This is a genomic window from Curtobacterium luteum (assembly GCF_014646995.1).
Lineage (GTDB): Bacteria > Actinomycetota > Actinomycetes > Actinomycetales > Microbacteriaceae > Curtobacterium > Curtobacterium luteum.
In genome coordinates this window covers 96,783-108,819 of record NZ_BMOI01000013.1, presented here as the reverse complement: position 1 = coordinate 108,819, position 12,037 = coordinate 96,783, and the positions used below count along the sequence as shown (strand labels likewise).

The 12,037-nt window shown below is 69.3% G+C and carries 10 protein-coding genes; 3 read left to right on the top strand and 7 right to left on the bottom strand.

Annotated features, from left to right (window positions below; translation table 11 throughout):
• Positions 1-46 precede the first annotated feature (46 nt).
• The 7 genes from IEY20_RS14115 to IEY20_RS14085 form a co-directional block, all read right to left on the bottom strand.
• On the bottom strand, positions 47-766 hold the full coding sequence (locus IEY20_RS14115; protein ID WP_175328988.1) for a TniQ family protein: 720 nt from the start codon (positions 764-766) through the stop codon (positions 47-49).
• 187 nt (positions 767-953) lie between these two features.
• On the bottom strand, positions 954-2,267 hold the full coding sequence (dnaB, locus tag IEY20_RS14110) for a replicative DNA helicase (RefSeq protein WP_188889244.1): 1,314 nt from the start codon (positions 2,265-2,267) through the stop codon (positions 954-956).
• A gap of 540 nt (positions 2,268-2,807) precedes the next feature.
• Positions 2,808-3,260 carry a 50S ribosomal protein L9 gene (rplI, locus tag IEY20_RS14105; protein ID WP_022903726.1) on the bottom strand — a complete coding sequence of 151 codons (453 nt, stop codon included), beginning with the start codon at positions 3,258-3,260 and terminating at the stop codon, positions 2,808-2,810.
• A 14-nt stretch (positions 3,261-3,274) separates the two neighbouring features.
• Positions 3,275-3,532: a 30S ribosomal protein S18 gene (rpsR, locus tag IEY20_RS14100; RefSeq protein WP_017887834.1), complete on the bottom strand. Its 258-nt coding sequence runs from the start codon at positions 3,530-3,532 to the stop codon at positions 3,275-3,277.
• 50 nt (positions 3,533-3,582) lie between these two features.
• The gene (locus IEY20_RS14095) at positions 3,583-4,149 is read right to left on the bottom strand and encodes a single-stranded DNA-binding protein (RefSeq protein ID WP_022903873.1); all 567 of its coding nucleotides are present in this window, start codon (positions 4,147-4,149) and stop codon (positions 3,583-3,585) included.
• A 3-nt stretch (positions 4,150-4,152) separates the two neighbouring features.
• Complete coding sequence (gene rpsF, locus IEY20_RS14090; protein WP_058724526.1) at positions 4,153-4,524, bottom strand: 30S ribosomal protein S6; 372 nt, start codon at positions 4,522-4,524, stop codon at positions 4,153-4,155.
• A gap of 261 nt (positions 4,525-4,785) precedes the next feature.
• Positions 4,786-6,219, bottom strand: coding sequence for a CCA tRNA nucleotidyltransferase (locus IEY20_RS14085; protein WP_175328987.1), 1,434 nt, complete (start codon positions 6,217-6,219; stop codon positions 4,786-4,788).
• Between the two features lie 124 nt (positions 6,220-6,343).
• On the opposite strand from IEY20_RS14085, the gene IEY20_RS17170 reads away from it, so the two are divergent.
• From IEY20_RS17170 to trxA, 3 genes are all read left to right on the top strand, one after another.
• The gene (locus IEY20_RS17170) at positions 6,344-10,540 is read left to right on the top strand and encodes a DUF6049 family protein (RefSeq protein ID WP_229728062.1); all 4,197 of its coding nucleotides are present in this window, start codon (positions 6,344-6,346) and stop codon (positions 10,538-10,540) included.
• Positions 10,541-10,620: 80 nt separating this feature from the next.
• The gene (gene trxB / locus IEY20_RS14075) at positions 10,621-11,619 is read left to right on the top strand and encodes a thioredoxin-disulfide reductase (protein WP_022902707.1); all 999 of its coding nucleotides are present in this window, start codon (positions 10,621-10,623) and stop codon (positions 11,617-11,619) included.
• An 83-nt stretch (positions 11,620-11,702) separates the two neighbouring features.
• Complete coding sequence (gene trxA, locus IEY20_RS14070; RefSeq protein ID WP_022832611.1) at positions 11,703-12,029, top strand: thioredoxin; 327 nt, start codon at positions 11,703-11,705, stop codon at positions 12,027-12,029.
• The last annotated feature ends 8 nt before the right edge of the window (positions 12,030-12,037 follow it).

Below are 12,037 nucleotides of genomic sequence, written 5' to 3'. Positions count from 1 at the left end.
TTGGCCATGATCGACATCCTTCCAGCGAGGACCACGTCCCCACAGGTCAGGAGTCAACCGAACCGACAGCAGTCCCCTGCGTGACGTAGAGCAGTCCACCGACTTCGATGTGCGAGGACTTGGCCCGGCTGAGGAGCTCGGCGCATTGAGCTCCGTGTACCCGGTTGGGGCATAAGCGTGGATCCCAGTCCTGCACGGTTCTGCCGAGGGGGATTCGCGGCTGCTCGCCGCAGGCCGAGCACGTGGTGGCGAGGACGCGTGCGTGCTTCAAGCAGATGTGCAACCACGGGTGGCGCCACATCATCTCGTGCACTCCGGGCCGTTCGCGTAGGCAGTCCGGGCACCATTTGTGCACGACTTCCCGGAACAACGGAACGTCAATAAGGTCTCGCTCTCGAAACGGGAACGCGTAGCCCTCCCGCAGGACGTACTTGAACTCGTCCCATGTAGCGCGATCTCGCATCGACTGCGTCATCGCGTAGAGCCGGAGGAAGGGTATGCCGCTCGCTGCACTGATCGTCTCCGCCGTCTCGGGGCGAAGCGCGACTCCGAGGCCCTGGATCTCGATCGGGTGCAAGTTGCTCACTCCGAGGGCATCAAGGAGGTTGCGACGGGAGCACTCGTACTCGTCGAATGCCCAGCGGCTGATGGCGGTTTGCAGCCACTCGCCAGGCGCGGGGGTCAGCGGCTTCGCAAGTCGACGTACCGTACGTGGCGGTTGGGGGGCGTCGCCGATCCGAAGCGGCCGCTGCGTCGGGTTCGGCACTAAGCGGCTCCTGCAGCAGGGTGCTGTAGGGACAGTTTCTGCAGCGCAAAGTGTCGCGCCAGTGCCGTAGTGCAGCGCTTGGTGTCGCCTAGAGGGCGCGGTTGTCGTCGTAACTTGTCGCCTGGGCTGTCTGCGACAGTTTTCGCTTCATTGCGACACATTGCGACGACACTCACAACAGACAGCCCTACTGCGGCATGTCGACGAACCGCGAGAACATCCCGTGGAACGCCACCGTGATCGTGTCCGTCGGCCCGTTGCGGTGCTTCGCCACGATGAGGTCGGCCTCACCCTGCCGCGGGTTGTCCTTCTCGTACGCGGACTCACGGTGCAGCAGGATGACCATGTCGGCGTCCTGCTCGATCGACCCGGACTCACGCAGGTCGGAGATCATCGGCTTCTTGTCCGCACGCTGCTCGGGACCACGGTTCAGCTGCGACAGCGCGATGACCGGCACGCCGAGTTCCTTCGCCATGAGCTTGAGGGCACGCGAGAACTCCGACACCTCCTGCTGACGGGACTCGACGCGCTTGCCCGAGGTCATCAGCTGCAGGTAGTCGATGACGACGAGCTTGAGGTTGTGCTGCTGCTTGAGGCGTCGGCACTTCGCCCGGATCTCGACGAGCGTCATGTTGGGGGAGTCGTCGATGAAGAACGGGGCGTCGTTGATCCGGCCGCGGGTCTGGGCGATGGTCGTCCAGTCCCGGGAGTCGACGGTGCCCTTGCGCATGTTCTGCAGCGGGACGCTCGACTCGGCGGAGAGCAGGCGCATGGCGATCTCGGCGCGCCCCATCTCGAGCGAGAAGAACGCGGCGGTCTGGTTGTGCTTGAGCGCGGCCGCACGACACAGGTCGAGCGCGAGCGTCGACTTGCCGAGTGCGGGTCGTGCGGCGACGATGATGAGCTGCCCGGGGTGGAAGCCGTTCGTCAGGCCGTCGAGCCCGCTGAACCCGGTGGGTACGCCGGTCATCTGTCCGTCGCGGCCCTTGGCGGCCTCGATCTCGTCGATGGCGGCACCGATGGCGTCGGTGAGCGGGACGTAGTCCTCCGTCTGGACGCCGCCGGCGACGTTGTAGACCTCGGCCTGCGCGCTGTTGACGAGGTCGGTGACCTCACCCTCGGAGGCGTAGCCCATCTGGACGATGCGGGTGCCGGCGTCGACGAGGCGGCGCAGCACGGCCTTCTCGGCGACGATCGCGGCGTAGTAGCCCGCGTTCGCCGCGGTCGGCACCATGCTCGTCACGCTGTGCAGGTACTCGGCACCGCCGGCGCGGGAGAGCAGGCCGGTCTTGGTGAGCTCGTCGGTGACGGCGATGACTTCGGTCGGCTCGCCGTGGGAGTACAGCGAGAGGATCGCGTCGAAGATGACCTCGTGCTTGGGGATGTAGAAGTCGACCCCGCGCGCGGTCTCGATGACGTCGGCCACGGCGTCCTTCGACAGCAGCATGCCGCCGATCGTCGACTGTTCGGCGAGGAGGTCGTGCGGCGGCGTCCGTTCCATGCCTCCGCGGTCGGCGACGTCGCGGGGGGACGGATCGAGATGCGCGATCGACACACGGACTCCTGTCGTTTGAATCGGCGCGAGCCCCTGCCCGCACCGAAGTTCTACCCCGGGCGACCGACATCGCCAGGTCGCGGGGCAACGGTATGGGGTGCAAGTTATCCCCACAAATGGCACCTGTGGATAACTCTGTGGAGAGCCTGCGGAACACGCCGGGGTGCCGTGTGGACAACTGTGGACAGGGGTGTGGACAACACACCCCTAGAACACATGTTCGACGGTTTGACCTGGGCTTTTCTGTTTCACACCATGTGTGGAAAAGTGGGATTCAAGTTCCCGTTGAAGGTTCCCGAAGTGGTCGTTTCGGGTGTGTAAAACCAGTTGACAAACCGAAACCTGAGGACAACTTTCTCAACCCGCTTCCAGGTTCGGCGGGCCAGCCTGAGCGGTAACCAGCCAACCCCGAACCGGTGTCTGCGGGAATGACGACGGGCGGGCCTCCCGGAGGAGACCCGCCCGTCGTGAGCGGAAGACGCAGCCTTACTTGGCGGCGACGACCTTGAGGGAGATCACCGCGGTGATGTCCTCGCGCAGACGCACGGTGGCCTCGTGGTCACCGACGGTCTTGATGGTCGCGGGGACCTCGACCTTGCGCTTGTCGAGCGAGCCGACGCCCTGCGCCTCGACCGCTGCGGCGACGTCCGCCGGGCGGACCGAGCCGAAGAGACGGCCGTCCTTGCCGGCCTTGACGGCCAGCTGGATGGTGGCGTTCTCGAGCTTCATCTTGAGGTCCTGGGCCTCTTCGATGGTGGCGAGCTCGCGAGCGGTGCGCGCGGCGCGGATCGACTCGACCTGCTTCTCGCCGCCCTTGGACCACGCGACAGCGAAGCCCTGGGGGATGAGGTAGTTGCGGGCGTAGCCGTTCTTGACGTCGACGACGTCACCGGCGGAACCGAGGCCGGAGACCTCGTGGGTGAGGATGAGCTTCGACATGGGAGATCCTCCGATCAGCGGCCGGAGCCGGCGTAGGGGAGGAGCGCCATCTCACGGGCGTTCTTCACGGCACGGGCGATGAGGCGCTGCTCCTGGACGGAGACGCCGGTGATGCGACGGGCGCGGATCTTGCCACGCTCGGAGATGAACTTGCGAAGGGTCGCGACGTCCTTGTAGTCGATGACGCCGACCTTGATCGACTTCGCGGGAGCGGCGTTCTTGCCGCCCTTGCCGCGAGGCTTCCGGCGGTCGCCGGTGCTCTTTCCAGCCATTGTTTTTCCTTAGAGGTGAAGAAGTTGTGTGTCCGTCAGACCGCTGGGGATCAGAACGGGGTCTCGTCGTCGTACGAGCCGCCGGGGGTGCTCCACACGTCGTTCGACTGTGCGTTGCCGCCACCCTGCTGGCCACCCTGGGGGGACCAGGGCGCGTCCGACTGACCGCCGCCGTTGTTGTTCCAGCTGCCGCCGCCGTTGCCGCCGGACGCGTTTCCGCCGCCGACCTGGCCACGACCGCCGCCCGAGCCACCCGCTGCACGGGTGACCTGCGCGGTCGCGTAGCGGAGCGAGGGGCCGATCTCATCGACCTCGAGCTCGATGCTCGTGCGCTGCTGGCCCTCACGGTCCTGGTAGGAGCGCTGACGCAGACGGCCCTGCGCGATGACGCGCGAGCCCTTCGTCAGCGAGCCCGCCACGTGCTCGGCGAACTCGCGCCACACGCTCGCACGGAGGAACAGCGCGTCGCCGTCCTTCCACTCGTTCGCCTGACGGTCGAACGTGCGAGGGGTGGAGGCGATGGTGAAGTTCGCCACCGCGAGACCGTTCTGCGTGTAGCGCAGCTCCGGGTCCGCGGTGAGGTTGCCCACCACCGTGATGACGGTTTCGCCGGCCATGACTTACTCGGCGCTCGCGGTCGCGTTCGCGGCCTTGCGGGCCGCGCGGGCCTCGTCGCGCTGCTTCTGGGCGGCGACCTGGGCGATCGCCTCCTCGGCGCGGAGGACCTTGGTGCGGAGGACGGCCTCGGAGAGACCGAGCTGGCGGTCGAGCTCCTTGGCGGCTTCGGGGGAGGACGTGAAGTCCACGACGGCGTAGATGCCCTCGGACTTCTTCGCGATCTCGTAGGCGAGACGACGACGGCCCCAGACGTCCACGTTGTCGACGGTCCCACCGTCGTTGCGGATCACGGCCAGGAACTTGTCCAGGCTGGGAGCGACAGTGCGCTCGTCGATCTCGGGGTCGAGGATCGCCATCAGTTCGTACTGGTGCATGCGGAACCCACCTCCTTTGGTCTCGGCGGCTCCGGGCGGTTCCCGGAGCAGGAGGGTTGATGCATGTGTCAGCGCGCAGACGCGCGGAGACAACCTGGGTAGCCTACCGGACCGCCTGGAGGCGCGCCACCACCTGTGGAAGCCGCCCCGGGCCTCTCCCCACCGGCTCGGCCGGCCCGCCGCTGGCGCGTCGGTCCGGAACCGGCTGCGTGGGCCCGGACGGTCGCCCTGGGCGCGGGGCGCTCCGCGTGGTGCGGACGCTCAGTCGCCGTCGCGCGCCGCCCACCATGCGCGCAGGCGCACCTCGGCCTCGTCCACGCCGAGGGGCCCCTCGTCCATCCGGGTCTCGAGGAGGAACCGGTAGGCCTCGCCCACGGCTCGACCGGGCGAGATGCCGAGGATCCGCATGATGTCGTCGCCGGTGAGGTCCGGCCGGATCGAGTCGAGCTCCTCTTGTTCCGCGAGCGTCGCGATCCGGGCCTCGAGGTCGTCGTACGCGAACCCGAGCCGGTCGGCCTTGCGCCGGTTCCGTGTCGTGACGTCGGAGCGGGTGAGCTCGTGCAGCCGTTCGAGCTGGGGTCCGGCGTCGCGGACGTACCGGCGCACGGCCGAGTCGGTCCAGGCGCCGTCGGTGTAGCCGAAGAAACGGAGGTGCAGCTCGATGAGCCGGGCGACCGCCGCGATCGAGTCGTTGTCGAACCGGAGCGCACGGAGTCGCTTCTTCGCGAGCTTCGACCCGACGAGGTCGTGGTGGTGGAAGCTCACGGCACCGCCCGGCTCGAGCTTCCGCGTCGCGGGCTTGCCGATGTCGTGCAGGAGCGCGGCGAGCCGGAGCACGGTGTCGGGGGCGGCACCGGGGTGACGCTCGGCCTCGTACCCGATCGCCTGGGTGAGCACCGTCAACGAGTGCTCGTAGACGTCCTTGTGGTGGTGGTGCTCGTCGATCTCGAGCCGCATGGCCGGGAGCTCGGGCAGGAAGCGGTCGGCGAGCCCGGTGTCGACGAGCAGGCGGAGTCCGGGCACCGGATCGGCGGTGTTCAGCAGCTTCACGAGCTCGTCGCGCACCCGCTCGGCCGAGACGATGTCGATCGAGTCGACGAGGGTGGTCATGGCCTCGCGGACGTCGTCGGCGACGGTGAAACCGAGCTGCGACGTGAACCGGGCCGCACGCATCATCCGCAGTGGGTCGTCCCGGAACGAGACGGTCGCCTCCTGCGGGGTGCGGAGCCGTCCGGCGAGGAGGTCCTCGACGCCGCCGTGCACGTCGACCAGCTCGCGCTGGGGGAGTCGGAGCGCCATGGCGTTGACCGTGAAGTCGCGGCGGAGGAGGTCGTCCTCGATGGTGTCGCCGAACGCGACCTCGGGCTTGCGGGTCTCACCGTCGTAGACGTCGCTCCGGTAGGTCGTGATCTCGACCTGCTCGTCGCGCACCCGTGCGGCGATCGTGCCGAACTGCCGCCCGACGTCCCAGGTCGCGCTCGCGATCGGCTCGACGATCCGGAGGACCTCGTCCGGGGTGGCGTCGGTCGTGAAGTCGAGGTCGGTCACCGGGCGCCCGAGGAAGGCGTCACGGACCGGGCCGCCGACGAGGGCCAGCTCGTGTCCGGCGTCGGCGAACGCCCGTGCGAGGGTGTCCACGGGGAGGGTTTCGGCGAGTGCGTCGAGTCGCTCGACGGCCTGGGCAACGGACTGCATGACGGACCAATCCTCCCAGATCGTGCTCGCGAGTTCTCCACACCCTGCGCGCGCACGGGCGGTGTTCATGGTGGGGCCTCATACACTCGTGCTCGGTCCGGGTCGATCCGCCGGGCACCCCTGTATGCAGCTCTTCCGCACCATGTTCGCCGCAGCCGCGTCGTCCCTCGTCGCGCTCGGTCTCGTCGTCGCGCCCGTGACAGCCCCGGCCGCGAGCGCCCTGACGACCCCGTCGGCGGTGTCGACCTCGGCAGCCGACCCCGCCTCCGGCGCGGAGGGCAAGACGACCGTCACGGTGTCGCCCGCGAGCCGTGGGATCGTGCACCGCGACGAGGACCTCACCCTCTCCGTCACGGTGACGAACGACACCGACCAGGCGCTCCCCGCCGGCTCGGCGGAGCTCGACATCTCCCGCGTCGTGAGCTCGCGCGACCAGCTCTCGGACTGGCTCGCCGACACCAGCACGACCGGTTACCCGGGCGCCCCGATGGACACGGTGGACGTCCCGGCCGTCCCGGCCCACCGGTCGGTGACCCTCCGGAACGTGCAGATCGTCCCGGGCAACGTCGGCCTCGGCGGGTACGGGTCCTTCGGTCCCCGCCGCATCGCCGCCGTCTACACCGCGGGTGGCACGACCGCGATCGCACGCTCCGCGATCACCTGGTACCCCGACTTCGAGCAGACCCCCGTCGGCGTCTCGGTCGCGATGCCGATCACCCTGCCGGCGTCGTCCACGATGTTCGTCACGCCGGACGAGCTCGCAGCGGCCACCGCCGTCGACGGCACGCTCACCCAGCAGCTCCGGGCGGTCGAGGGACACAACGTCGCGGTCGGCATCGACCCCCGCATCATCGCGTCGATCCGGATCCTCGGACAGAACGCCCCGTCGAGCGCCATCGCCTGGCTGCAGGAACTCGAGGGGCTCCGCAACGAGACCTTCGCCCTGCCCTGGGCCGACGCGGACGTCACGGGGCTCCGCCAGGCGGGAGCGGACGGCGTCCTCGCCCCGATCTCGCTCGACCCCGGGATCGACGCGGAGAACTTCCCCGGCGCCTCGACCCCGAGCCCCACACCGTCCGGCGAGACGCCCACGGACGGTCCGACCGCTGGCGCCGGCGCAACGGCGGGCGACACCGCCACGACCGCGCCGACCGACAACCCGACGACCCCGACCAGCACGACGGGCACGACCGACGGCACCGACCCGGACAGCACCGCCGTCCTGCCGACGACCGCGTCGCTCCTCGACTTCGACTACTCGATCGACTCGCTGGCCTGGCCGGTCGAGGGCACGGTGTCGAAGAACGACCTCCCCGCCCTCCGCGCCGCGGGCACGAAGACCACGATCGTCTCGAGCGGGAACACCTCCGCCGGCGCGGACACCACGATCCCGGCCTCCGAACGCATCGGCTCCGACCACGTGCTCGTGGCCGACCAGGCGATGTCCTCGCTGCTCCGCGAGGCCGTGACCGCGACGGACGACCGCACCTGGGACGCGGCGGTGTCCGAGCTCACCGCGACCCTGGCGAGCGCCGCACGCGACGGTGCCGCGACGGCCCCGGTCCTGCTCGCCCTGGGCCGCGACTGGCCGTCCGACACGACACGGCTGACAGAGACCCTCAGCGCCCTCGAGCGCACGCCCTGGGCAGCCCCGACCGACCTCACGACGACCGCAGCAGCCACCCCCGGCTCGCTGACCCTGGACAGCTCGTCCGACGGCGACGCCCGGATCGACAAGCTCGAACGACTCGTCCGCGGCGAGGACTCCGTGAGCGCGTTCTCCACGGCGCTCGACACCCCGGAAGCGGTCACCGCCCCCGCTCGGCTGCAGCTGCTCGCGCTCGCCTCGAACGCGTGGCGGGTCGACGGCACCGGTCTCGACGCCGCGATCACGAACCGGGTGGCGAAGTGGGCCGTCACCACCGGCTCCGTCACGATCGCGGACTCGAGCAGCCTCACCCTCCTCGGGGACCGGTCCTCCCTGCCCATCTCGATCCGCAACGAGTCCGACTTCCCCGTGACGGTCCGGCTGTCGGTGCAGCCGTCGAACTCGGCGCTGCGCGTGGTCCGCAACGACATCGAGGTGAAGGTCCAGAAGGACTCCTCGACCCGCACCACCGTGCCCGTGCAGTCCGTCGCGAACGGCAAGGTGTCGCTCACCATGTCGCTCACCACGCCGACCGGGCAGTCCATCTCCGACCCCGCCGTCGTCGAACTGAACGTGCAGGCGCAGTGGGAGACCGTGATCACGGCCGTGGCGGGCATCGCTCTCGTCGCGATCTTCGGCTTCGGCATCTTCCGCAGCATCCGCAAGCGCGTGCGGCGCCGCCGCGGTGAGCTCGACGACGACGATGACGACGACCCGAACCGGCCGCTGGCCGACCAGCCCGACCTGCCTGGAGGCACGGCACCGGTCCGCCACGCCGCCGCCGTCCGGCAGGCGGCCGGCCCGGCCCCCGCCCGGTCCGCGGCCGCGCCAGCGTCCGCCGGTGCCGCGCCCGCGTCCGCCGACGCCGCCGGGGCTGCATCTGTCGGTTCCGCGGCCGGGTCCGCCGGGGCCGAGCCGCGCCTCCAGGCCGCTGCCCGGGGACGCGACGAGCACGCCGAGCCGACCGCCGACCAGCCCGTCCCCGAGGAGCCCGCCATCAGCGCCACCCAGCCCCCGCCCGCCGTCGACGCCGAACCCGTCGCCGAGCGCAGCCTCGGCCGGGCGAGCGCGATGCTCGCGGCGGGCACGATGGTCTCCCGCGTGCTCGGGTTCGCGAAGACGATCATCCTGGCCTACGCGATCGGCCAGCAGGGCTCGGTGTCCGCCGACGCGTTCGCGGTGTCGAACCAGCTGCCGAACAACATCTACGCGCTCATCGCGGGCGGCCTGCTCTCCGCGGTCCTCATCCCGCAGATCGTCCGGTCCATGCAGCAGCACGCGGACGGCGGGACGGCGTACGTCAACAAGATCGTCACCCTGGGCGGCTCGGTCTTCCTCGTCATCACGGTGATCGCGACCGCGCTGGCTCCGGTCCTCGTGGGGCTGTACAGCATCCAGGGCGGTGACGGCTCGAAGGGCTTCACCCCCGCCCAGACCGACCTCGCCGTCGCGTTCGCCTTCTGGTGCCTCCCGCAGATCCTCTTCTACGCGATGTACTCGCTGCTCGGTGAGGTCCTCAACGCGAAGCAGGTCTTCGGTCCGTTCACCTGGGCTCCGCTCATCAACAACGTCATCGCGGTCAGCGGCCTCATCGTCTTCATGGCCCTGTTCGGCGACCGCTCCGCGAACGCCGGACTCGACGACTGGACCCCGGCGAAGATCGCGGTCCTCGCCGGCAGCGCGACCCTCGGCGTCGTCGCCCAGGCCGCGTTCCTGCCGTTCTTCTGGCGTCGCGCAGGGCTGACGTTCCGACCGGACTTCCGGTGGCGGGGCGTCGGTCTCAAGGCGACCGGGACGGCGGCGGGCTGGCTGTTCGCGATGATCCTGGTCACGCAGCTCGCCGGCCTCGTGCAGTCGCGCGTCTCGTCACTCGGCACGGGCGAAGCGGGCAACGCCGTGCTGCAGAACGCCTGGCTGCTGTTCATGCTGCCGCACTCGATCATCACGGTGTCGATCGCGACGGCGTACTTCACGCGGATGAGCCACGACGCCGAGCGGGGCGACATCGCCGCCGTCCGACGGAACCTCTCGCTGAGCCTGCGGATCGTCGGGCTGTTCACGGTGTTCGCGTCCGTCGCGCTCATGGTCGTCTCCGTCCCGTTCGGCCGCATCTTCGCGAGCACGTTCGGTGGTGCGCTGTCGATCGGGGCGGTGCTCCTCGCCTACATGCCCGGGCTCGTCCTGTTCAGCATGCTGTTCGTGATCCAGCGGGTCTTCTGGGCGATGCACGACCACCGCACACCGTTCCTGATGCAGTGCGTGCAGTCGGTCCTGTTCGTCATCGGCGCCCTCGCCGTGTCGACGCTCCCCGACCAGGCGATCGGGTTCTCGATCGCGGCCTGCACGACCCTCGCGGGATCGGCACAGACGGTCCTCGCGCTCGTCCTCGTGTCCCGCCGACTCAAGGGCATGGAGGGGCCGAACGTCGTCCGGTCCCACCTGCAGTTCATCGTCGCGGCACTCATCGCCGGCGTCGTCGGGCTGGCCGTCGTGTGGTTCTTCGGCGCCTTCACGCCGAGCGGCTTCGCGATGGCGGACGCCACCGGTGCGGTCGTCACGATCCTGCTCACCGGGGTCGTCATGGCGGCGGTCTACTTCGGCGTGCTCGCCGTCGCCCGCAACCAGGAGATCCGCGGCGCCGTCGACATCGTGCGAGCGCGCCTCGGCCGGTGACCGCGCTGCACGGTGCCGTGGAATGCCGCGCCGGTAGCATGTGTTGACCCGGTCAGCACTCAACGGAAGGGCAGCGAGGCATGCGCCAGCTCATCATCATCGGTTCCGGTCCGGCCGGGTTCACCGCCGGCATCTACGCCGCGCGCGCGGAGCTCAAGCCCCTGATCGTCGCGTCCAGCGTCGAGACGGGCGGCGAGCTCACCAAGACGACGGAGGTCGAGAACTTCCCCGGCTTCCCCGAGGGCATCCAGGGCCCCGACCTGATGATCAAGATGCAGGAGCAGGCCGAGAAGTTCGGAGCCGAGGTCCTGTACGACGACGCCGTGTCGGTCGACCTGACCGGTGAGGTCAAGAAGGTCACCGTCGGCTCCGGCGAGACGTTCGAGGCCCTCGCGGTCATCTACGCCACCGGCTCGGCGTACCGGCACCTCGGCCTCCCCGACGAGGAGCGCCTGTCCGGCCACGGTGTCTCGTGGTGCGCGACCTGCGACGGGTTCTTCTTCCGGCAGAAGAACATCGCCGTCGTCGGTGGTGGCGACTCCGCGATGGAGGAGGCCACGTTCCTCACGCGCTTCGCCGACAAGGTGACGGTGATCCACCGCAAGGACACCCTGCGCGCCTCCAAGATCATGCAGGACCGCGCCCACAACGACCCGAAGATCGAGTTCGCGTGGAACAAGGAGGTCATCGGCATCGACGGTGAGTCCTCCGTGACGGGCGTGCAGCTGCGCGACACCGTCACCGGTGAGACCTCGTCGCTCGAGCTCGACGGTCTCTTCATCGCGATCGGCAACGACCCGCGGACCCATCTCATCCACGGGCAGATCGACATCGCACCGGAAGGCACGATCGCCGTCCAGGGTCGCTCGTCGAAGACCAACCTCCCGGGTGTCTTCGCCGCGGGCGACGTCATCGACCCGACCTACCGGCAGGCGATCACGGCTGCGGGCTCCGGCACGGTCGCGGCGCTGGACGCCGAGAAGTACCTCGCCGAGCTCGACGACGCACTCACCGGGCCGGCAGAGGGCGCGACCCTCGAGTCCCCGGTGACGATCGACGTCGAGGCCGCTCGGGCCTGACCCCGGGGAATACGACGACGGCTCGGCCGTTGTACCCACCGAACGACTTCTCGGCTGCGACCGGGATCCACGAAGGAGCACACATGTCCAACGCCAAGGCAGTCACCGACGCCACCTTCTCGGACGAGGTCCTGAAGTCCGACAAGACCATCCTCGTCGACTTCTGGGCCGAGTGGTGCGGCCCGTGTCGCGCGGTCTCGCCGATCCTCGACCAGATCGCCGCCGAGCACGCCGACAAGATCGAGATCGTGAAGCTGAACGTCGACGACAACCCGCAGTCGGCGATGAACTACCAGATCACGTCGATCCCGGCGATGAAGGTCTTCAAGGGCGGCGAGGTCGTCAAGACCGTCATCGGCGCCAAGCCGAAGCCCGCGCTCGAGGCCGACCTCGCCGAGTTCCTCGCGTAGTCGCCTGC

What these genes read in the sequence shown, in the direction of transcription:
- IEY20_RS17170 (WP_229728062.1), top strand. Translation starts at nt 6,344, where the DNA reads ATGCAGCTCTTCCGCACCATGTTCGCCGCAGCCGCGTCGTCCCTCGTC.
- IEY20_RS14095 (WP_022903873.1), bottom strand. Translation starts at nt 4,149, where the DNA reads ATGGCCGGCGAAACCGTCATCACGGTGGTGGGCAACCTCACCGCGGAC.
- trxA (WP_022832611.1), top strand. Translation starts at nt 11,703, where the DNA reads ATGTCCAACGCCAAGGCAGTCACCGACGCCACCTTCTCGGACGAGGTC.
- trxB (WP_022902707.1), top strand. Translation starts at nt 10,621, where the DNA reads ATGCGCCAGCTCATCATCATCGGTTCCGGTCCGGCCGGGTTCACCGCC.
- rplI (WP_022903726.1), bottom strand. Translation starts at nt 3,260, where the DNA reads ATGTCGAAGCTCATCCTCACCCACGAGGTCTCCGGCCTCGGTTCCGCC.
- rpsF (WP_058724526.1), bottom strand. Translation starts at nt 4,524, where the DNA reads ATGCACCAGTACGAACTGATGGCGATCCTCGACCCCGAGATCGACGAG.
- dnaB (WP_188889244.1), bottom strand. Translation starts at nt 2,267, where the DNA reads ATGGAACGGACGCCGCCGCACGACCTCCTCGCCGAACAGTCGACGATC.
- rpsR (WP_017887834.1), bottom strand. Translation starts at nt 3,532, where the DNA reads ATGGCTGGAAAGAGCACCGGCGACCGCCGGAAGCCTCGCGGCAAGGGC.
- IEY20_RS14085 (WP_175328987.1), bottom strand. Translation starts at nt 6,219, where the DNA reads ATGCAGTCCGTTGCCCAGGCCGTCGAGCGACTCGACGCACTCGCCGAA.